Source organism: Acinetobacter sp. TGL-Y2 (genome assembly GCF_001612555.1).
Classification (GTDB): domain Bacteria; phylum Pseudomonadota; class Gammaproteobacteria; order Pseudomonadales; family Moraxellaceae; genus Acinetobacter.
The window spans coordinates 250,786-272,547 of the sequence record NZ_CP015110.1; the positions used below are offsets into that span (position 1 = coordinate 250,786).

The window sequence follows — 21,762 nt, forward strand, 5'->3', positions numbered from 1 at the left end:
TTATTCAAGTGCTTAGGCGATATAAAAAATGATGAAAAAAACCCTATTGGTAACCAGTTTATTCATTCTTAGTCCGCTTAGCTTTGCTTTAAATTTAGTCGATGCTTATGAACGTGCCAAAAATACAGATCCCAACTGGCAGGCCAATGTCTATCAATACCAAGCTGACCAGTTGAATTTGGGACTTGCGGTGGGCAACTTATTACCCACGGTGACCATTTCAGGCAATATTACCCGTAAAAATCAGGATGTGAATCAACCCAGTGGCGGTGGAGCAGGTACTGGGACTGGTGCTGGATTTAATCCTTCAGATTTGATGGTGGCAACATCAACCTCAAAACAAATCGCGATTACCGCACGTCAGCCCTTATTTAGAATGGATGCTTGGCAAGGGTATAAGCAAGTTAAAACTTCAGTTCAGCTCAGTGAAGTCACACTGAAACTGCAACAGCAGCAACATATGCTAAAAGTGTCTGAAGCATATTTTAATGTGCTGAGACAACAGGCACTAACGCTGACCAATGTGCAAGAAGAAAAAGCCTTACTTGAACAACTCAATATGATGAATGCCAAATTGAGAGAAGGATTGGTGGCAAAAAGTGATGTCAGTGAAGCCAATGCACAGTATCAAAATGCACGAGCCAATCGTATTTCGACGGGCGTACAACTGATTTTGGCACAAGAACAATTGGCACAGCTGATTGGACCTTATCAAGATAAATTAGCCGTTTTGCCTGCAGATTTTCAATATCAAAAACCTATGCCAAGTTCATTGAATGAATGGACCATCATGGCGCAAAATCAAAATTTGGATATTTTACAAGCCCGACTGCAACTGCAATATGCCAATGATCAGCGCCGCGTTGAGCAAGCTGCGATCTATCCGCAAATTGATGCGGTTGCTACGTATGGACAAAATGAACAGAGCCCCAAAACCATTATTTCGGGGGATGGTCAGTTCGATCAAGTCGGCGTAGAAATGAATTGGAATATTTTCACTGGGGGGCGTACTCAAAAGAACATTCAAAAAGCCAGCTTAAATGTGAAAAAAACCGATGCACAGCTCGATGCAGCCATTCGTAAAGCCAAGACCGATGTGAAAAAATCCTATCTGCAAGTGGAAACAGATCAAGCGACTTTACAAGCACGAAAAGCAGCCATGGAGTCTTCAGCTTTGGTCTCGAAAGCCTCAAGAGCCCAGTATGACGAAGGTCTAAAAAATATGGTCGATGTGTTACTTGCCCAGCGTAATGCATTTTCAACCCAGCAAGATTATGTCAATGCGCAATATGATTCTGTATTGAATGTCCTGAGATTAAAGGCCGCGGTGGGGCAGTTGACAGAGCAGGAGTTGCAAGTGATTAATACTTGGCTGGTGTATAAATAGTGCACTGAAAATGCGGTTGTCATCAAATGTTCATAATGACTATGCTTTAATATTGCGACAACTATAACCATTCGCCCTACGTGGAGTAACTCGATTTGAGCACCAACAATCCTGCTTTAAGCCATCACATTTCTTCTCAATTTAATGAAGATTTGCAAGATGTTCATACTAAGTTTATGACCATGGGTGGATTGGTTGAACAGCAAGTGGCGAATGCAATTCATGCACTTTTGGACACCAACGTGAGCTTGGCCATAGATGTGCAGTTTCAAGACAACACGGTTAACCGTTATGAACGTGAAATTGATGAAGGCCTGACCCTGATTTTAGTGCGTCGTCATCCTGCTGCGAGTGACTTACGTATGGTCATTGCTATGAGTAAAGCCAATACTGATTTAGAGCGTATTGGTGATGAAGCTGCTAAGATTGCACGTATTGCGCAAAACCTCTGTGAAGAAGGGGAGTCGCCACGTGGTTATATGGAAACACGTCATATTGGTAACCAAGTACGTGTCATGATTCATGACGCTTTGGATGCTTTTGCGCGGGTTGATGCAGAGCAAGCGTTAAAAGTTTTATTGTCTGATGCAGACATTGACCGTGAATATCAATCTGCAACACGTACTTTAATGACCTATATGATTGAAGATCCGCGGCATATTTCTCGAGTTCTAAACGTGATGTGGATTTTACGTTCGCTTGAACGTATTGGAGATCATGCGCGCAATATTTCTGAGCAAGTGATTTATATGGCCAAAGGATATGACGTGCGCCATACCAGCATTGAAGAAATTGAAGAAAAAGTACAAGGCAGCACTCCCTAACATTAATCGTTTTTAGGAACAACAAAAGCACCTCATGATAGGTGCTTTTTTACGAGTTTATTTTCTATGATGCTCACGAATTTTTAAATAAATTTATTAAATTTTAGACAAAAAAATTCCTAGATTTTGGGGGAAATCTAGGAAGGAAAACTGAATAATCAGTAGTATATTATTGAGAGTGCTAAATTAATCATTAACGCAATCATTTGTGATGTAGTTAATATATCTTGATTTATTGTAATCTTCACCCGCTAAATTGTGACGCTGTGTAATGTTATTGTTGTGCTGTGTAAGTTAAAAATTGATTACTGATTTTAAAGAAATATTTATAAATACAGAGATAATCATAGACTCTCATTTTTTAATATTTTGACTGGGCTAAGAATATTCATAAACACTCAATCTCCCTGCAAAATTAGCAAATTTATATACTTGTTAAATGAATATTCTTCTAAATTTTTAACTGTGCAACAGTGTGAGAACTGTCATTTTCAGTATTGAGTTGAAAATGGTGGTAAATTTTTAAGTCAATATATTGTACTTTTTATGTTCTTGAAGTTTATAGTGCGAAAAAAAAGAGTCTTATCCAGACTCTTTTTTTTAAACGATATGCTTGAATTAAGCTTCTGGCTTCCAGCCTTCCGCCATTTCAACACTTTCATCATTGCTGAAGAATTTTTCACGCTGTTCTTCAAGAAATTTCTTTGCATCCGGTTCAAACACGTTTAAACGCTTTTCATTGATTAGGGTCGTTTGGTGTTTGAGCCATTCTTGCCAAGCTTGTTTAGACACGTTGTCAAAGAATTCCTGACCTTTTGGCCCTGGAAAAGGTGCAAAGTCTAAACCTTCCATGTCAGCCTGATATTTACGGCAAAATACTTGTCGAGACATCTGTTTTATCCTTAAGCGTAAAGTTTTTCAAGGCGAGTATAAGCACATGTAATGGCCGCTTCGACTTGAGCAGGTGCAGTACCACCAATATGGTTACGAGCATTGACAGAGGCTTCTAAGGTCAACGCTTTTTCAAACACGTCAGCTTGAATCAAGTCAGAGAACTGTTGAAGCTGCTCTAAAGTCAGTTCAGACAAATCTTTACTTTCTTGAACGCCAAGCGCCACAGCTTTACCTACGATTTCATGCGCATCACGAAAAGCCACACCATTTTTTACCAAGTAATCTGCAAGGTCAGTTGCAGTAGAAAAACCACGAAGTGCAGCTTCGCGCATGATTTCAATATTGGGTACGAGTGCAGGAATCATGTCTGCAAATGCCATGAGTGAGCCACGAACTGTATCAATGGCATCAAACAAAGGTTCTTTGTCTTCTTGGTTATCTTTGTTGTATGCCAGTGGTTGACCTTTCATCAGTGTTAAAAGACTCATTAAGTCACCGTATACACGACCTGTTTTACCACGGATGAGCTCTGGTACATCTGGATTTTTCTTTTGTGGCATGATTGAAGAACCGGTACAGAACCGGTCAGGAATGTTGACAAATTTGAACTGTGCAGACGTCCACAAAATCATTTCTTCAGACATGCGCGATAAGTGCATCATAATGAGTGAAGCCGCTGCATTGAATTCAATCGCAAAGTCACGATCAGATACTGCATCGAGTGAGTTTTCACATACCGCTTCGAAACCTAAAAGCTCGGCTGTATATTCACGCTCAATCGGATAAGTTGTACCTGCAAGTGCTGCAGAACCAAGAGGCAAGCGGTTGACACGCTTACGACAGTCAATTAAGCGTTCTGAATCACGTACCAGCATTTCAAACCATGCCATTAAATGGTGACCAAAAGTCACTGGTTGCGCAGTTTGTAAGTGAGTAAAGCCGGGCATGATGGTTTGAGTATTTTTTGCCGCTAAGCTCAAAATCCCTTTTTGAAGCTTTTCTAGTAACTTCAAGATGGCATCAATTTCATCACGGACATATAAGCGGATGTCGGTTGCCACTTGGTCGTTACGGCTACGACCTGTGTGGAGTTTTTTACCAGTAATGCCAATGCGCTGAGTCAAACGAGACTCAATATTCATGTGCACATCTTCTAAATCAATGCGCCACTCAAAATTGCCTGATTCGATATCGGCTTGAATGGCCGTTAAACCCTCAATAATGTCATCACGTTCTTGAGTCGTGAGTACGCCGACTTTTGCGAGCATGGTTGCATGTGCAATTGAACCTGCAATATCTTGTTTATAAAAGCGTTGGTCAAATTGAACAGATGCTGTAAATTCAGCAACAAAAGCATCAGTCGCTTCAGAAAAACGACCGCCCCACATACCTGAGGTTTGCGTTGGTGACGGATTTGAGGAATTAGAAGATGTGGTCATGTCGGCTCAATAAAATTAAAAGCAGTAATTTTGACAAGAGTATAGCAAATTCAACTTCACTTGCCGAAGGCTTGAGCAATCAAACTGCGCGAAAAAATGAAAAGACGGTTCTACACTCAGACTTTTTTATCCGTATTGGGCAATGGCAATACTTCTTTGAGCTTTTTCTTGCCAGTATTGTATTGGCGCTATTATTGGCATTGGCGGAAGCACAGTCGTGGTCTCAGCTGGATCCGACGCATGTGATCAAATATGTGTTGTACATTAACTGGATTGTTTTGGTCTTCATTGCTTTACTGGATCAAATGAAGTCGGTTTGGCAAAAAATGAATGCAGTGACATCGACCATTGCTGGATTTCTACTGCTGCAAATTATTGTCGTCATCACCACCTCTAGTTTGAATGTCCTATTCTATTGGGGGGGTAATTTTTCCTTACAAAATTTATCGTGGGCTGTGGTTTTCGATCAGGTTGTTTTACATTTGGGATATGGCGTACTTCTGGGGGCATTTTGCTTGCGCTACATCTATGTGCGCGGTGAGTGGTTAAAGCAGCAAAAAAGCGAATTAAATGCCAGAATTCAAGCCATGCAAGCGCGGATTCATCCGCATTTTTTGTTCAATAGTTTAAATAGTGTGGTCAGTTTAATTGGCAGTGATCCAGATCGTGCCGAACAAATGTTGATCGACCTGTCACGCTTATTCCGTGCCAGTTTCCAAGAGTTGAAGTTGGTCACATTGAAGGAAGAAATTCAGCTCTGTCAGCATTATTTAGCGATTGAAAAAGTACGCTTGGGTTCAAGGTTACAGGTGGATTGGAGTATTCAACAGCCTGAGCAGCTCAATCAGGTGACGATTCCACTATTAACCTTACAGCCCCTACTTGAAAACTGTATTTTTCATGGAGTAGAAAAAAAGCGTACAGACACTAAGATCGTGATACTGGTTGAAATATTGCAAAATCAAGTCACTATAGTCATTACTAACCCCTTCATAGTCGATAAAATGGAGTCTAGGGAAAGTCATGGTATTGCTGTAGAAAACGTTAAGCAAAGATTGAAAGCGCATTTTGGTTATTCGGTGCAATTTAGGAATCATGCAGGAAATGGAATTTTTACGACGGTTCTCCAATACCAATATAAATAAAAACAGTCGGGTTAACATATTAAAATAATCAGGGTTAGCGTAGGCAAGGAGAAAAGATGGATATCTTAATCTGTGATGATGAGCCGCTTGCGGTCGAGAGATTATCTCGATTGGTAACTCAGTTGGGGCATCACGTGGTCGCAACAGCAGATCATGGACAGCAGGCTATAGATTACGTACAGCAGTACGAACCTGATGTGGTTTTACTCGATATCAAAATGCCAGAAATGGATGGTCTGACCTGTGCACAGCATTTGACTGCTCTCAACCCGATGCCTGCAGTGGTGTTTTGTACTGCTTATGACGAACATGCATTGACTGCCATTAAGTCTCAAGCCAAAGGTTATTTGCTCAAACCTGTGGCCAAAGAAGAATTAGAACATGTATTGGAGAGTTTAACGCGACTCACCCAAGCCCAAATATCCAACATAGAACAACAAGAAAATATGCAAGAAAAAGCCCAAAGACAGCATATTGCTGCAAAAACGTATCGGGGGTTGGAGCTGATTCCAACCGAAAATATTTACTATTTCTTAGCAGACCAAAAATATGTCACTGTCAGACACAAAAATGGCAGTGTATTAATAGATGAGACCCTCAAAGACTTGGAATCAGAATTTGCCAATAAATTTATTCGTATTCACCGTAATGCACTTATCGCTTTAGATTATTTAGATGGGTTGGAATTGGTTGCATCAGGTCAATATCAGGTGCGCTGCAAAGAATTAGAAGAAAGACTGGCAGTCAGCCGTCGTCATTTGCCCATGCTACGTGAGCGCATGCAAAATTTTTAAAGCTTCATTTTAAAGACATGAATAAAAGGACATGAATAAATAATTTGCTTGCATTTTTAAGCTGGCAGGTTAAGTTTAGGGTGTTTAATGTTTGGCAGCGCTGAAATGATCAAAAGCTTAAAAATTGCAACCCGTCAAAGTCCTCTGGCACTTTGGCAAGCGGAACATATTCGCGCTCGTCTGGAAAGCTTACATCCAGATCTAACCGTGGAGTTGGTCACTTTCGTCACGCAAGGCGATAAAATTTTAGATACGCCTTTGGCTAAAATTGGGGGCAAAGGCTTATTTGTCAAAGAGCTTGAAGCAGCTTTACTCGATGGTCGTGCAGATCTTGCTGTACATTCGATGAAAGATGTTCCGATGCAACTTCCTGAAGGCCTTGATCTTGCCGTGATTTGTGAGCGAGAAGATCCTTTTGATGCTTTCGTTTCAAACCACTATCAAAAGTTTGAGGACTTGCCTCAAGGTGCAAAACTTGGTACTTCAAGCTTGCGTCGTAAAAGTCAGATATTAAAGCAGCGTCCAGATTTAGAGGTGATTGACCTTCGTGGAAACGTGGGTACGCGCTTATCAAAACTTGATGCGGGTCAATATGATGCCATTATTTTGGCCAGTGCAGGTTTAAAACGTCTAGGTCTAACCGAACGTATTCGTCATACCCTCAGTGCTGAAGTTAGTTTACCCGCGGTTGGGCAAGGTGCTTTGGGCTTGGAGTGTCGAAGTGAAGATCAGGCAGTACTGGATTTGATTTTGCCACTGATGCATCAGGAGTCGAATGCGTGTGTACGCGCTGAACGTGCTTTTAATGCATATTTAGAAGGTGGGTGCCAAGTGCCCATTGCAGGCTATGCAACTTTAGCTGCTGATCAACTTCAGCTTGAAGGTCGTGTCGGCAGCGTCGATGGCACAACATTACTGTGTGCGACAGTTCAAGGTACATCAGATCAAGCCGAAGAATTGGGTGTGAAACTTGCAAAAGCGTTGCTGGATCAAGGCGCAGGCGAGTTATTGAAAGCGCTTTATCATCCCTAATGTTATTTATTAATACCCGCCCAGTAGAACGTGCCCAAGCATTGACAGAGTGCTTGGCGCAAGCAGATTTTAAGGTCATTGATGTGCCATTACTGGCACTCAAAGCCAAGCCTTTTGACTCAGCTTTGATGCAGTTATATTCATCTTTGGTGCAGACACAAGTGATTGTGGCGGTCAGTCCGACTGCGGTTGATATTGGTATGCAATATCTTGAGCAAGCGGGAATTCCACTGAGTGTTTTAACGCATGTGCGATGGATTACAGTGGGCAAGTCCACAGCCGCTGCCTTAGCTGCTTTTGGTATTGAAAGCTTAGTTCCCGACGTTGAAACATCAGAAGGAATGCTCAGTTTGCCGATTTTCAACAACATGCACAATTTGCACGCTATTGCATTTTGGCGCGGTGAGGGCGGTCGACAGTTTATGATGAAGCAATGTGCTGAGCGTGACATCGAGGTACTGAACTTTGTTTTATATGAACGGTACTGCCCAGAAGAGACTTCTCAAAAAATTGAGCAAATGGTCGCTGAAATTTTAACTGAACCGGCACCATACTGGGTGTGTATGAGTAGTGAAGCCAGCTGGAAAAACTGGTTGAAACTGTGTGAGAATCATCTATATATGCTCAATCATTGTCATTATTTGGTGTTGGGTGAGCGTTTGAACCAGTTATTGAACCACGATAAGAATAACTTAAAGGCTCAGTTTACGGTGAATCAGTTAAATGACTTAAATCCTACAACCGTATTAAATCGTATCCACGCTTTACAAAGGACATTATGAAGAAGTTTCTTTATCTGTTGATTTTATTTGGCATCATCTGGCTGGTCAAAATTAGCTACGACACGTATTTGCTATCCAAACAGCTCACAGGTATTCAAGAAACCTTACATCAAAGTGAACAAAAAAATGCCATGTTGAATGATCAATTGGTGGCTTTACAGCGTGGTACTGTACAACCAGCTACACAACCATTGGATCAAAGTCAAAGTCAAAGTAAAGTAAGCTCAGCAATTGTATTAGAGACAACGCCGTTTAATCCGACTCTGTTACTTAAACAAGAACTGAGATTGATCCAATTTGCTTTGGATCAGCAGCAATATGTGTACGCTTTAGAGCAGTTGAATCATTTTGATTTTAAAATTGAAGAATATGCGGTGGCAGAAACCTTGAAGCAAACATTGCATCAAGCGGCAGAACATGATCGTAAAATGATTCAAAGCTATGTACAGACCCGTCATGCAAAAGTTGCTCAACTGGATGATATTCTTCAACAACTCGACATGAATTTAAAGGCAGAGCAAAACAATACTGAGCTGAATATGACCAATCCACCCAAAGTCTATTTTTGGCAAAAATGGTTCAAGATCGATCATATTGCTGAGCAAACCCCTGAGTTGATGAATCGCAAACTCATCTTAAAAGAGCTACAGGTTCGGGTGCTTTTGGCACAGCAAGCACTCTCAAGTGGACAGTTCTTAGAATATCAAAATATTTTAGACTTAATGATTTCAGAATTAGATGCATTGCCAGATCAATTTAGCCAAAAGCTCAAATTAAAACTACAAAACCTGAAGCAAACGCAAATGCAACCTATTCCAAAGCTGAGCAGTGCTGCGATCTTGGAGTCATAACATGAAGCATATTTTTGCGGTGTATGGGTTTATTGGTTTGCTCCTTTTCGCCATTTTAAGTGTGCTCAGTTATGGCGCAGGTGCAGGTTATCTTTATATTCTATGGCATGGGATACAGATTCAAACCAATATTTGGTTCGTGAGTTTTTTCTTGCTGTTCACGGGTCTCATTTTTCAAATCGCTTGGCGTTTGATTAAGCGCTATTTAAATCGTGAAAAAAGAAAACTACAGCAGGTCGATCATTTCAATAATTTACATACTTATGAGCAATTAGGTGTCTTGTGGATTTTGGACGGTGAGGCTGAAAAGCAAGATTTTATCGAGCCGGTATTTGAACCTTCAGGTTTACTTAAAAATATTGTACAAGCACGTGGTTTGACCAAAAATGCACATTTTGCTGAAGCATTGAACCTGCTGCAGCAAAGTCCTGCAGATGCTTTTGAGTTGGCTGAAATTCAGCGGATTGAAATCTTCTTGGCCCAAGGAGATGCTGAGCAAGCACTGACCCATCTGGAGTTTCTGCATGGGCATGATTTATCGCCGTGGCTACATGATCTCTCCGATATTTATCAGCAGCGCATGAATGATTTATGGGGGCGATTTGCTGTGTTATTCCCATGGGAATATTTACGTGCAACGCAGTATGGTCATTTAGAATATCAAGCCAAGCAGTTGTGGCTGTCTCGATTATTAAGTGAATTCGATCATGCATCGACAGATCAATGGCAATTGCTGATTGAGCGTTATCATCTACAAGAAGAGCAGATTCAAACTGCACCTTTTGAAATTAAAACGCTATGGCTTAAGTTATTATTTCGCATGCCTGAAATGGCAGAAAGTCATCGTATTTTGGCCATTGGATTATTAGAAGAAAGCTTTGATCAAGAGGTATTTTATTTATGGTTCCAGCAGCAATTACTCAAACAAGTACCTCATTATACGTCTATCGAACAGCAGATTAATCACTTAGAACTTAAATATCCGAGCTTACCGGTGTTTAGTTTTGCACTGTGGCATATTTATATGGAAACTGGACGTGAAACTCAAGCAGAAACATTATTATCGCTTTATCCAGATAATATTTTAATGAATTACCTAAGAATTAAATCAACATTAAATGGGGATGTATCTTTGATTCAGCAGTTAAATACTGTGTTTGAAAAAGATGCCAATTTTATTCAAGTTAAAATATGAGTATACGTATGCAATATTTAAGTCAATTCCCCGTGGTACACGAGCAGAAAGTGGCTTGGGGTGATATGGATGCATTTGGGCATGTCAATAATGTGATGTATTATCGTTATATTGAAAGTGCACGGATTCGCTATTTTGAACATTTAAATCTTTTAGGTCGGGATGTAAATACAGTGGTGGCATCGAGTCAGTGTAAATATATTAAACCAGTTTTTTATCCAGATACCTTAAGTGTAGGTGCATGTGTCGTTGAGCTTCGAAATTCTGCGATGCGTATGGAGTATTCACTATATAGCCACGCTCAAGCCCAAGTTGTGGCGACAGGTGAGGCCGTTGTGGTCTTTGTAGATCAAGTTCAAATGAATAAAACCTTAATCCCTAATGATATTCGAGAAAGTATTATTCAGTTAGAGAAAAAATTAGGTCGTGATTTAATATAATTTAAGCAGGAAATGATTTAAATTTTTTGTTTATTTATGTGTATTGTTAAAAAAGTGCGTTGCGTAATTTATTTAATAAAAATATGATGGCAACGAAATTATTTTCTAATAATTATTAATTATTTTTTGGAGTATAGGTAATGCCAGATATCAGTAATCTATCCGTTGAAGAGTTGAAAAAGTTAACAGCTCAAGCTGAAGCACTGATTGAATCAAAGAAAGATGAAGCAGTGGAAGAAGCCTACAATCAAATTATTAAGATTGCAGAATCTGCGGGTATGACCTTAGAGCAGTTCATTGAATACGGTTCGCATAAACGTAAGAAAACCACACGTAAAGCAGTTGAGCCACGTTACCGCAATAAAAGTAACAGTGCTGAGACGTGGACTGGTCGCGGTAAACAACCCCGTTGGTTGGTCGCTCAACTTGATAAAGGTGCAAAATTAGAAGATTTCCTAATCTAATTTCATCTTTCTGTCATTGAACAGATCTAAGATTAAAAAAACCAAGCCAAATCGCTTGGTTTTTTTATAAGTGAATTGGAGATGTTGAAAATATATGCATAATAGCGATTGGAGATGCTTTTCATTTCCCAAGGAAGAATAAATGAAAATAATGGTAAGAGCAGGATGGTAAAAAAATCAAAACGCTTGTTGTGGTGGGGCACAGCAGTCATCGCATTTCTGATCTTTGTACTTTTACAAATTCCAGCATCTTGGTTGATTTCTAAGTTTTATAAAAATAATCAAACGCTGCAAAATGTCAGTGGAAATATTTGGCAAGGTCAAGCTGACTGGAAGAAAGGTAAGCTGCGTGGTTCTGTGACATGGAAAACGCGTCCTTTGGATTTAATCTTGTTTCGAGTTGGGGCAGATCTTGAGATTCATAGCGGACAAACCCAGTTGAGTGGCGTAATCGGCTATGGCTTAGGTAAAAAAATTGTGGTTAAACAGATGCAGGGTCAGATTTCTCCAGACACGCTTAAAAGTGTGGTGAATTGGCAATGGCCAGCCAATCCCATTCAGTTGAATGATGTGCAGTTTAACTTTAAGCCCGAACAGGGGTTCTCAAAAGCCGATGGTGCATTGCAATGGGCGGGGGGCGCACTGATCTATCAATTTGCTCAGCGTCAAGACCGTATGGATATGCCGTCTTTGCTCGCGAAAGTGTCCGATGAATCTGGCAAGTTAAGTTTAAATCTTCAAGATCAACGTGGTCAAAAAATGGCGAACTTGAGCTTGGATTCTACTCTTATGCTCGATGTACAGTTGACCCAGCGTTTATTGCAAAATATTCCTTCATATAGCGGTAAAGCGGGACTTGATACCTATGTGGTCAGTTCTCGGCAGCCTTTGCTTGGTGGAGGATTTTAATGAATGCATTTAAAGATAAATTTACTCAAATATCTTGGCAGCATACCGATCGTTTAGCGCCATTCGTTTTATTGCTGCTGATTTTAGTTTTGTGTTGGAAGTTGGCCTCACTGTTTTGGTGGGTGGTTGCACCGCCTCAAGTTTTGCAAGCTGAACAAGTTGCTTTGGGGTCACAGCAGCCTCAAGTACCTAATATTTCTAGTTTTTCATTATTTCAGGAAGCTGGAGCGACTGCTTCAAATGCAGATGCTAATCTCGTTTTGGTATTGCAGGGCGTGATTGTGGCATCACCGCGTTCAAATTCTTCAGCGGTGATTAAAGTCAATGAGGTTGCGGATCGTTATGTGCTTGGACAAACCTTGGAAGGCAGTTCTTTGCAGTTGGCGGAAGTGTATTGGGATCGTGTGGTGCTCAGTCAGGGCGGCGGGGCAACGCGAGAGCTTCAATTTTCAGGTATTGAAAATTTAAATCAGCCGATGGTGCCAGAACAAAACGGCTCATTACCAAACAACTCAATGCAAAACAATTCGCTGCCGTCAAATAATGCTCAACCCTCCAATCCTACTGCGCCAATGCAAAATTCCAATCAAAATGCGTTGGGTCAAGCAATTGACAAAATACAAGAAAATCGTGATCAGTATTTAAAGGGTTTAGGCGTGAATACTACAGGTGGGCAGGGCTATGAAGTCACCGATCAAACACCTGCGGCACTGCGTAATAAATTTGGACTACGTTCAGGAGATCGCATTCTTTCTTTAAATGGACAAGTGGTCGGTCAAGGACAAAGCGATGTACAACTGCTAGAACAAGCTAAAAAAGAAGGCAAAGTAAGAATTGAAGTGAAACGTGGTGATCAGGTGATGACCTTTCAACAAGAATTGTAAACCTGTAAAGTACAGACAATACTAGGAAATATAATAAGTTATGGATTTTTTGAATCAGCATCGGTCACTTTGGGCATGGGTTGCAGCAGCACCTGTTTTGGCAGCTATGAGCATGCCCGCTCAGGCACAGACGTGGAAAATTAATCTACGGGATGCTGATCTCACAGCGTTTATCAATGAAGTGGCGGACATTACTGGGAAAAACTTTGCAGTCGATCCGCGGGTACGCGGCAACGTCACCGTGATTTCCAACAAAGCGCTGAATAAAAATGAAGTCTACGATTTATTTTTAGGCGTTTTAAACGTCAATGGTGTGGTGGCTGTTCCTTCAGGTAATACCATTCGCTTAGTTCCTGATAGCAATGTGAAGAATTCAGGTGTGCCGTATGATCCTTCTCGAAATGCGCGGGGTGATCAAGTCGTCACACGCGTGATTTGGTTAGAAAACACCAATCCGAATGATTTGATTCCAGCTTTAAGACCTTTAATGCCGCAGTTCGCGCATCTTGCTGCCATTCAGGGCACCAATGCGTTAATTGTGTCAGATCGTGCGAGTAATATTATTCAGCTGGAAACCTTGATCCGAAATTTGGATGGAACAGGGCAAAATGACATTGAAGCGGTCAATTTACAATCGAGTCAGGCTGAAGAAGTGATTGCGCTGCTTGAAACCATGTCATCTACAGGTTCCTCAAAAGATTTATCGGGGTCACGGGTGCGTATTGTCGCTGATGCACGCACCAATCGAATTTTGATTAAAGGCGATACAGGCACACGCAAGCGCATTCGCCAAATGGTTGAAATGCTCGATGTACCTTCGGCAGATCGGTTAGGGGGATTAAAAGTCTTTAAACTCAAATATGCCAGCGCCAAAAGTTTGGCAGAAATATTACAAGGTTTGGTCACGGGTCAAGCGGTGAACTCAGCTACGGATTCAAATACCAGTCAAAATAACAATATAGCCGGCACACTGAATAATTCGAATAGTTCAAATTCAGGCTCGGGTGGTTCAACTATTTCCACACCTGCCATTAATCTGAACAACAGTAGCAATCAAAGCAATAAAAATAGCATTACCAGCTTTAATGGTAATGGTGTGAGTATTATTGCAGACAACTCCCAAAATGCGCTGGTGGTGAAAGCTGAACCACAGCTCATGCGTGAAATTGAATCTGCGATTCAACAGCTCGATATGCGCCGTGAGCAAGTACTGATTGAAGCGGCAATTATAGAAGTGGCAGGCAATGACGCGGATCAGTTGGGGGTGCAGTGGGCACTCGGTGACTTAAGCAGCGGAGTCGGTCTAATTAACTTCTCCAATGTGGGCGCGAATCTGACCAGTTTGGCATCGGGTTATTTAAGTGGTGGTGCGGCGGGTTTAGGCGCAGCATTGGCAGGAAATAAAAATGGCGTAGGTAGTTCGTTGGTGCTGGGTGATTATCGTGAAGGCAGTGATGGTTCACGTAAGTTATACGGCGCTTTAATTCAAGCCTTAAAAAGTAACACCAAATCCAATCTGCTCTCTACGCCCTCGATTGTGACTTTAGACAATGAAGAAGCTTATATTGTGGTCGGACAAAACGTGCCCTTTGTGACGGGTTCGGTTTCAACCACAGGTGGGAATGTTAACCCGTATACCTCTGTAGAGCGTAAGGATGTGGGTGTGACACTCAAAGTCATTCCCCATGTGGGTGAGGGCGGTACGGTTCGTTTAGAAGTCGAGCAAGAAGTTTCCGCGGTTGCGGCAGATCGTGGTCAGGCACAAGATTTGGTGACCAGTAAACGTGCCATTAAAACATCGGTACTTGCTGAGCATGGTCAGACTGTCGTCTTGGGTGGATTGATTTCAGACAACAGTATGCATAGCCGTGAGTCTCTTCCGGGACTGGGTTCAATACCGGGTATTGGTCGCTTGTTCCGTTCAGACAACAAGAGCAATGAAAAGCGCAATCTTTTGGTGTTCATTCATCCGACCATTATTGGAGATAATGCAGATGTAAGACGTTTAGCGCAGCAGCGTTATGATCGTCTGTATAGTCTGCAATTGGCTATGGATAAAGACGGAAGTTTCTCAAAACTTCCAGATCAGGTTGAAGATGTTTATCAACAACGGTTGCCATTGACCTCACCAATTAAAACCGCAGAAAAGCCAGTGACTTATCAGCGTGTGCCATCGGGTGGTACTCAAACTGAAGCAGTGGTCACAACGCCAGTTGCCATAGAAGCACCAGTGGTTCAGCAGTCGGTTGTGCCTAAGCAGGGGGTAGAGAAAACCAAAAATACCGTGACCACCACCACCTTGCGTGCAGTTCCATAACAGTCAACGCATAGAAATATGACAATGCCATGTTAAGATTATTTAGATATTAATATTGGGTAATGGGTAGATCATCATGACTTGGAAGTTACAAACCATCACAGGCGAGTTCACCGGAACCGAAGTCAGTATTGAGCGTGATATGTTGGTCGGTCGTCATCAGGATGCTGATTTACTAATTCAATCTGCGGATATTTCACGTCGTCATGCGGCATTTTTATTAAAAGAAAAAGCACTTTGGGTGCAGGATCTCAAATCATCAAACGGTACATTCGTCAATGACTTGCGTATCGAGCATGAAACCTTATTAAAGCAAGGTGATATTGTACAGTTTGCCAGTCACAAATTTTCTGTACTTGAGCCTGCGGTTGAGGCAAAGCCTATTGACTTGCCAAAGCGCGTTCAACTTGAAACCGTTACTCTAGCAGCGGCGGAATCAGCGCCCGTCGTCAGCCCTGAAGTTGTTGTCGACAGTCAGCCTGTACCGTCTGTGTCAATTCCCGCTGAGCCGATTTTAGCTGAGTCAATTCAACAGCCTTCAGAAGCCATTGCGACTTCTGAAACTGCACAAATTGAACCGCAAATTGAAGCACAAGTGGAAAAAACAGCATCTCAGACAATGGCAGATCAAGGCATGCTGGATCTTAAAGAGCGTGATGCAAATGTGCAATTAAACCGTGATGGCATGCCGCAAAGTGTGGGCGTTCCAAAACCAGCACCTATTCCTGAAGGTGTCGATATTCATGCGGTGAAACCGATTGGAGATGATTTAAATCGTATGGATGTTCCTCCACACTGCGCAAGCAAAGAAGAAGAGACGCAAAAAAATGCCTCTATTGGTTTGATGGCACTCATTGTATTGGTGATTGTGGCAATGATTGCTTGGTATATTTTCCAATAAGCCTGATGAACCCTTTGGGTTAAGGCATGCTTTCGCATGCCTTTTATGTTTTAAGGATTAAAAATGAATATTGCTCGATTGGCTGAACGTGATTTATTGCTGTTTGATTTGGATGGAACTTTGGTGGATTCTGCCTTTGATTTATATCGTGCCATGAATATCACTTTGGGTGTGCTCGCGCTTCCAAGGGTAACAGAGCAACAAGTACGTAATTGGATTGGTAAAGGGACGTCTTTATTCTGTGAAAGTGTCTTGAAACACATCGAGGGCGGTATAGAGCCAGCTCAGCATCAATTACTGCTGAGTACTTTTTTAGACATTTACAATGCCGATCCGTGTGTCGACACCAAACCATTTGCGGGCATTCTTGAGTTTTTAGAATGGGGCGTAGCGAATAAAAAGACCATGGTCTGTGTGACCAATAAGCCAGAACTGCCTGCACGAAAAATTTTAGAAGTATTGAATATGGATCACTACTTTGTCGATGTCGTAGGGGGAGATCGTTTTGAAGTACGTAAGCCTGATCCTAAGCCATTATTGCACTGTGTTGAGGCTTTTCATTCAAGTCTGGATAAAACCTTAATGTTTGGTGACTCAAGTAATGATGTCGAAGCAGCAAGACGTGCGGGTATCGATTGTATTGTGGTCAGCTATGGCTATAATCATGGTGAAGACATTCAGCTCTGCCAACCCCAACAGATTGTGGATGATGTGCGTGAATTGTTGACTGAATGATTCAAAAAAATTTAAAGAATATTGTAGAAAGGGAAGAGGGATGAACAGTTATAACGTTTTTCGATGGCGTTGCTCGTTTGAGTATTTTTAATCACGTTGCACTATCGAAAACTTAAGAGAATTCCTCATGACAACAGCGCATCAATTTCAACAATTACAATCTCAAGGCTATAACCTCATTCCTGTTTATCGTCAGCGGTTGGCTGATACTGAAACACCATTATCTGTATTTGCTCGTTTGAAACAAGACCAACAAGCCTATTTGTTTGAGTCGGTGGAAGGCGGTGAAAACTGGGCGCGTTATTCGATTATCGGCTTGGGGGAATCAACGGTTTTTTCTTGCAATGCAGGGCAGCTCACTATTAAACAGGTCGATGGCTCAATTTCAACCGAAGCATGTGGCGATCCATTTCAATATATTCGTGACTTTCAAGCCCAGCTCAAGGTTCCTTCAAAGTTAGAACTGCCTGATCTGCCGAACTTTACTGGCGGTTTGGTGGGTTATTTGGGGTATGACGCAGTACGTTACATTGAGCCACGTCTAAAAAATGTCCCTGAAGCCGATCCAGTTGGATTGCCTGATTTGTGGTTAATGCTCTCAAAAACCGTGGTGGTGTTTGATAATTTAAAAGACACGTTGTTTATTATTGTGCATGCAGACACAGCTGAACAAGATGCGTATGCCAAAGCGCAGGCGAAGCTGGATCAAATCGAGGCGATCCTCGCAACACCCGTCAGTCTACAAGCCAAAAAGCATACTGCACCGAACTTTGTATCACTGACCGGTAAAGAGAAGTACATCGAGTCAATTGCGCGGGTAAAAGAATACATTCGTGCGGGTGATGTGATGCAAGTGGTACCTGGGCATCGTATGGTCTCTGACTTCGATGGTGATGCTTTGCAGGTCTATCGCGCACTGCGACATCTCAATCCTTCGCCGTATTTATTTCATGTTCAAGGCAATACTTTACTGGATAACACGCCGTTTCATATTGTTGGTTCATCGCCAGAAATTTTGTCACGTTTGGAAAATGGTATAGCAACGGTCAGACCTTTGGCAGGCACACGACCACGCGGTAAAACCAAAGAAGAAGATTTGGCGCTGGAGCAAGATTTATTGTCTGACGAAAAAGAGATTGCAGAGCATCTCATGTTGATTGACTTAGGGCGTAATGATGTCGGGCGTGTATCTAAAATTGGTAAAGTGCAAGTCACAGATCAGATGGTGATTGAGCGTTATTCACATGTGATGCACATTGTTTCCAATGTTCAGGGTGAAGTACTAGATGGTGTTGATGCGCTAGATGTCTTTAAAGCAACATTTCCAGCAGGAACACTCTCGGGTGCACCTAAAATCCGTGCCATGGAAATCATTGACGAAGTTGAGCCTGTAAAGCGCGGTATTTTTGGCGGGGCGGTGGGTTATTTGGGCTGGCATGGTGAAATGGACATGTCGATTGCCATTCGAACCTGCGTCATTCGTGAAAATAAAGTCTATGTGCAAGCAGGAGCGGGACTTGTGGTGGACTCAAATCCAGAGTCTGAGTGGAATGAAACCCAAATAAAAGCTCGCGCAGTGATCAAAGCGGTTGAATTATCATCAAATGGTTTGATTTTATGAGTTTTTAAGGTTTTTTTTGAAAAAAACACTTGCACGGATTCTAAGTTTTGCTAAACTGCACACCGTTCCGATACGAAACGTATCAAACGCTAAGAAACGCCGGCATAGCTCAGTTGGTAGAGCAACTGACTTGTAATCAGTAGGTCCACAGTTCGAATCCGTGTGCCGGCACCATTTTAGAAGTTTGAGGTTTCGTGTTAGGGGTAACACTGAAAATAAGTGTAAAAATGGTGAGGTTCCCGAGCGGTCAAAGGGGGCGGACTGTAACTCCGCTACGAAAGTTTCGAAGGTTCGAATCCTTCCCTCACCACCAATTTTTAAGACTTTAATTAAGTGGATGTACCAACATCGTGCGGGAGTAGCTCAGTTGGTAGAGCGGCAGCCTTCCAAGCTGCATGTCGCGAGTTCGACCCTCGTCTCCCGCTCCATTTAGTTTGAAGAATTAATATTTGCTCTTATAGCTCAGTGGTAGAGCACTCCCTTGGTAAGGGAGAGGTCTCGAGTTCAAATCTCGATAAGAGCTCCAGATATACAGTTTAGTGACTAGATCACACGGTTTCAAAGAAGCAGGCTATTTAGTCTGCTTTTCAAGTATTTATGGGTGCCTATTTTTTAGGCGATTGGTCGATACTGAACAATCCTAGAATTGTGTTCGATGTAAACGAGGAAGATCTCATGGCTAAGGCTAAGTTTGAACGTAATAAGCCACACGTAAACGTGGGCACAATTGGTCACGTCGACCATGGTAAAACAACTTTAACAGCTGCTATCGCAACTGTATGTGCTAAGCAATTCGGTGGCGAAGCGAAAGACTACGCTGCAATTGACTCTGCACCTGAAGAAAAAGCACGTGGTATTACTATTAATACTTCACACGTAGAATACGACTCTCCAGCTCGTCACTACGCGCACGTAGACTGCCCAGGTCACGCCGATTATGTTAAAAACATGATCACTGGTGCTGCTCAAATGGATGGTGCAATCCTTGTATGTGCTGCGACTGACGGTCCTATGCCACAAACACGTGAACACATCCTTTTGTCTCGTCAGGTAGGTGTACCTTTCATCATCGTATTCTTAAACAAATGCGACTTGGTTGATGACGAAGAATTGCTTGAATTGGTAGAAATGGAAGTTCGTGAACTTCTTTCTACTTACGACTTCCCAGGTGATGACACTCCAGTGATCCGTGGTTCAGCTTTGGCTGCACTTAACGGTGAAGAAGGTCAGTACGGTGTTCCTGCTGTTCTTCAACTTGTTGAAGCGCTTGATACCTACATCCCAGAACCAGAACGTGCAATCGATAAAGCATTCTTAATGCCAATCGAAGATGTATTCTCTATCTCTGGTCGTGGTACGGTTGTAACAGGTCGTGTTGAATCAGGTATTGTTAAAGTCGGCGAGTCAGTTGAAATCGTGGGTATCCGTGACACTGTTTTAACTACAGTGACTGGCGTTGAAATGTTCCGTAAATTGCTTGACGAAGGTCGTGCTGGCGAGAACTGTGGTGTTCTTCTACGTGGTACTAAGCGTGAAGACGTTCAACGTGGTCAAGTGTTGACTAAACCAGGTGCAATCAAGCCGCACACTAAATTCGATGCAGAAGTATACGTACTTTCTAAAGAAGAAGGTGGTCGTCATACGCCATTCCTTAACGGTTACCGTCCACAGTTCTACTTCCGTACAACTGACGTAACTGGCGCGATCAAATTACAAGATGGCGTTGAAATGGTTATGCCTGGTGACAACGTAGAAATGTCAGTAGAACTTATTCACCCAATCGCAATGGATCCAGGTCTACGTTTTGCGATCCGTGAAGGTGGTCGTACAGTGGGTGCTGGTGTAGTTGCTAAAGTAACTCTATAATAGATTCAAACGTTAAAACCGAGGGTTGCGATTCTCGGTTTTGTTATAGGTCAGTAGTTCAATTGGTAGAGCGTCGGTCTCCAAAACCGAATGTTGGGGGTTCGAGTCCCTCCTGGCCTGCCAGATTATTTTCAATAAAAAGCTTGATGCTGGCTAAACTGGTCATATAATAAGTCGCGAATCCTACGACGAGTACAAAAATGTCGAATGATAAATCGCGTGACGCATTAAGCGAAGCGCCAATTCCTCAAAGAAACAATTCAGTTGAAGTCGTTCAGTCTGGTTCACCAGTTGATGTGATTTTATGGGTTATTGCATTGGTATTATTAACCGGTGCATTTATGGTAAATCAACATCTTCCGGCGTATTGGATCCCAGCAAATAGTGTTTGGGTGCGCGTTGGGGTAATTTTGGCTTGTATCGTTGTGGCTTTAGGTTTATTATACGCCACCCATCAAGGCAAAGGCTTTGTACGGCTGCTTAAAGATTCACGTATAGAATTACGTCGTGTCGTTTGGCCTACAAAGCAAGAAACAGTAACCGCCTCATGGCAAGTTCTTCTTGTTGTGGTGATCACCTCCATTGGTTTATGGTGTTTTGATTACATTATTGGTTGGTTGATGAAGTTTATTATCGGGTAAGAGCTATGAAACGTTGGTACATTATTCATGCCTATTCAGGTTATGAAAAACAAGTAATGCGTTCGCTTAATGATCGAATCCAGCGTAGCGCTGTGGCCGATAGCTTTGGTGAAGTTCTCGTTCCTACCGAAGAAGTGGTGGAAATGAAGGACGGTAAGAAACGTAAATCAGAGCGTAAGTTCTTTCCAGGTTATGTTTTAATTGAAATGGAAATGAATGACGATACTTGGCACATTGTTAAAGAATGTCCAAAAGTACTCGGGTTTATTGGTGGTACGGCTGAAAAACCAGCACCAATTACGCAAAAAGAAGCTGATGCGATTCTTGCGCGTGTACGCAATACAGGTGAAGCACCACGTCCTAAGACGATGTTTGAGCCTGGCGAAGAATTACTTGTGACTGACGGTCCATTCACAGACTTTAAAGGTGTTGTGGAAGAAGTTCAGTACGAAAAGTCGCGTTTAACGTTGACGATTAATGTATTTAACCGACCAACTCAAGTTGAATTGGAATTTCGTCAAGTCGAAAAGTCAGATTAAGTTAAGTTGGTTTAAAACGCCCGATTTGTTATGGATCGGGCATTGTTGTTGTAACGGTTAACGTTACTTGAAATTATTGGGGAGCCTTCATCGGCGTTTGCA

The 21,762-nt window shown here is 42.1% G+C and carries 21 protein-coding genes and 5 tRNA genes; 24 read left to right on the top strand and 2 right to left on the bottom strand.

Annotation, left to right across the window (positions count from 1 at the left end; translation table 11 throughout):
- Positions 1 to 31 precede the first annotated feature (31 nt).
- Positions 32 to 1,387: a TolC family outer membrane protein gene (locus AMD27_RS01090; RefSeq protein WP_067662652.1), complete on the top strand. Its 1,356-nt coding sequence runs from the start codon at positions 32 to 34 to the stop codon at positions 1,385 to 1,387.
- Between the two features lie 95 nt (positions 1,388 to 1,482).
- Positions 1,483 to 2,211 carry a phosphate signaling complex protein PhoU gene (gene phoU / locus AMD27_RS01095; RefSeq protein WP_067655190.1) on the top strand — a complete coding sequence of 243 codons (729 nt, stop codon included), beginning with the start codon at positions 1,483 to 1,485 and terminating at the stop codon, positions 2,209 to 2,211.
- Between the two features lie 618 nt (positions 2,212 to 2,829).
- On the opposite strand, the gene AMD27_RS01100 is transcribed toward phoU, so the two are convergent.
- Positions 2,830 to 3,102 carry an oxidative damage protection protein gene (locus AMD27_RS01100; protein ID WP_067655193.1) on the bottom strand — a complete coding sequence of 91 codons (273 nt, stop codon included), beginning with the start codon at positions 3,100 to 3,102 and terminating at the stop codon, positions 2,830 to 2,832.
- Between the two features lie 11 nt (positions 3,103 to 3,113).
- A complete protein-coding gene (gene argH, locus AMD27_RS01105) occupies positions 3,114 to 4,544 on the bottom strand; it encodes an argininosuccinate lyase (RefSeq protein WP_067655196.1) in 1,431 nt (476 codons plus the stop codon).
- Here argH and AMD27_RS01110 point away from each other — a divergent pair.
- The 22 genes from AMD27_RS01110 to nusG all read left to right on the top strand — a co-directional run bounded on the left by AMD27_RS01110 (position 4,535) and on the right by nusG (position 21,660).
- Complete coding sequence (locus AMD27_RS01110; RefSeq protein ID WP_067655202.1) at positions 4,535 to 5,689, top strand: sensor histidine kinase; 1,155 nt, start codon at positions 4,535 to 4,537, stop codon at positions 5,687 to 5,689. The genes argH and AMD27_RS01110 overlap by 10 nt on opposite strands.
- A gap of 56 nt (positions 5,690 to 5,745) precedes the next feature.
- Positions 5,746 to 6,483, top strand: coding sequence for a LytR/AlgR family response regulator transcription factor (locus AMD27_RS01115; protein WP_067655205.1), 738 nt, complete (start codon positions 5,746 to 5,748; stop codon positions 6,481 to 6,483).
- Between the two features lie 108 nt (positions 6,484 to 6,591).
- Complete coding sequence (gene hemC, locus AMD27_RS01120) at positions 6,592 to 7,515, top strand: hydroxymethylbilane synthase (protein WP_067662655.1); 924 nt, start codon at positions 6,592 to 6,594, stop codon at positions 7,513 to 7,515.
- Positions 7,515 to 8,297 carry a uroporphyrinogen-III synthase gene (locus AMD27_RS01125; protein WP_067655208.1) on the top strand — a complete coding sequence of 261 codons (783 nt, stop codon included), beginning with the start codon at positions 7,515 to 7,517 and terminating at the stop codon, positions 8,295 to 8,297. The genes hemC and AMD27_RS01125 overlap by 1 nt, the downstream gene beginning before the upstream one ends.
- Positions 8,294 to 9,148 carry a hypothetical protein gene (locus AMD27_RS01130; protein WP_067655211.1) on the top strand — a complete coding sequence of 285 codons (855 nt, stop codon included), beginning with the start codon at positions 8,294 to 8,296 and terminating at the stop codon, positions 9,146 to 9,148. The genes AMD27_RS01125 and AMD27_RS01130 overlap by 4 nt, the downstream gene beginning before the upstream one ends.
- Before the next feature lies 1 nt (position 9,149).
- On the top strand, positions 9,150 to 10,343 hold the full coding sequence (locus AMD27_RS01135; protein ID WP_067655214.1) for a hypothetical protein: 1,194 nt from the start codon (positions 9,150 to 9,152) through the stop codon (positions 10,341 to 10,343).
- An 8-nt stretch (positions 10,344 to 10,351) separates the two neighbouring features.
- Positions 10,352 to 10,783 (top strand): acyl-CoA thioesterase, encoded by a 432-nt coding sequence (locus AMD27_RS01140; protein WP_067655217.1) that lies wholly within the window; start codon positions 10,352 to 10,354, stop codon positions 10,781 to 10,783.
- A 140-nt stretch (positions 10,784 to 10,923) separates the two neighbouring features.
- Positions 10,924 to 11,247, top strand: a complete 324-nt coding sequence (locus tag AMD27_RS01145; protein WP_067655220.1) for an H-NS family nucleoid-associated regulatory protein — start codon at positions 10,924 to 10,926, stop codon at positions 11,245 to 11,247.
- A 165-nt stretch (positions 11,248 to 11,412) separates the two neighbouring features.
- A complete protein-coding gene (gspN, locus tag AMD27_RS01150) occupies positions 11,413 to 12,156 on the top strand; it encodes a type II secretion system protein N (protein WP_067655223.1) in 744 nt (247 codons plus the stop codon).
- Positions 12,156 to 13,040: a type II secretion system protein N gene (locus AMD27_RS01155; protein WP_067655226.1), complete on the top strand. Its 885-nt coding sequence runs from the start codon at positions 12,156 to 12,158 to the stop codon at positions 13,038 to 13,040. The genes gspN and AMD27_RS01155 overlap by 1 nt, the downstream gene beginning before the upstream one ends.
- Before the next feature lie 40 nt (positions 13,041 to 13,080).
- Entirely contained in the window at positions 13,081 to 15,357 is a 2,277-nt protein-coding gene (gspD, locus tag AMD27_RS01160) for a type II secretion system secretin GspD (RefSeq protein ID WP_067655229.1), read from the top strand.
- Positions 15,358 to 15,433: 76 nt separating this feature from the next.
- Positions 15,434 to 16,258 (top strand): FHA domain-containing protein, encoded by an 825-nt coding sequence (locus tag AMD27_RS01165; RefSeq protein WP_067655232.1) that lies wholly within the window; start codon positions 15,434 to 15,436, stop codon positions 16,256 to 16,258.
- A gap of 63 nt (positions 16,259 to 16,321) precedes the next feature.
- A complete protein-coding gene (locus AMD27_RS01170; RefSeq protein ID WP_067655235.1) occupies positions 16,322 to 16,993 on the top strand; it encodes an HAD-IA family hydrolase in 672 nt (223 codons plus the stop codon).
- Between the two features lie 127 nt (positions 16,994 to 17,120).
- Positions 17,121 to 18,614, top strand: coding sequence for an anthranilate synthase component I (trpE, locus tag AMD27_RS01175; protein WP_067655238.1), 1,494 nt, complete (start codon positions 17,121 to 17,123; stop codon positions 18,612 to 18,614).
- A 98-nt stretch (positions 18,615 to 18,712) separates the two neighbouring features.
- A tRNA-Thr gene (locus AMD27_RS01180) sits at positions 18,713 to 18,788 on the top strand.
- A gap of 55 nt (positions 18,789 to 18,843) precedes the next feature.
- Positions 18,844 to 18,927 (top strand) — tRNA-Tyr (locus AMD27_RS01185).
- Between the two features lie 39 nt (positions 18,928 to 18,966).
- Positions 18,967 to 19,042, top strand: a tRNA-Gly gene (locus AMD27_RS01190).
- 23 nt (positions 19,043 to 19,065) lie between these two features.
- A tRNA-Thr gene (locus AMD27_RS01195) sits at positions 19,066 to 19,140 on the top strand.
- A gap of 149 nt (positions 19,141 to 19,289) precedes the next feature.
- A complete protein-coding gene (tuf, locus tag AMD27_RS01200) occupies positions 19,290 to 20,480 on the top strand; it encodes an elongation factor Tu (RefSeq protein WP_067656421.1) in 1,191 nt (396 codons plus the stop codon).
- A 47-nt stretch (positions 20,481 to 20,527) separates the two neighbouring features.
- Positions 20,528 to 20,603 (top strand) — tRNA-Trp (locus AMD27_RS01205).
- 77 nt (positions 20,604 to 20,680) lie between these two features.
- A complete protein-coding gene (secE, locus tag AMD27_RS01210) occupies positions 20,681 to 21,121 on the top strand; it encodes a preprotein translocase subunit SecE (RefSeq protein ID WP_067655241.1) in 441 nt (146 codons plus the stop codon).
- Positions 21,122 to 21,126: 5 nt separating this feature from the next.
- Positions 21,127 to 21,660 carry a transcription termination/antitermination protein NusG gene (nusG, locus tag AMD27_RS01215; protein ID WP_067655243.1) on the top strand — a complete coding sequence of 178 codons (534 nt, stop codon included), beginning with the start codon at positions 21,127 to 21,129 and terminating at the stop codon, positions 21,658 to 21,660.
- Positions 21,661 to 21,762: the final 102 nt, after the last annotated feature.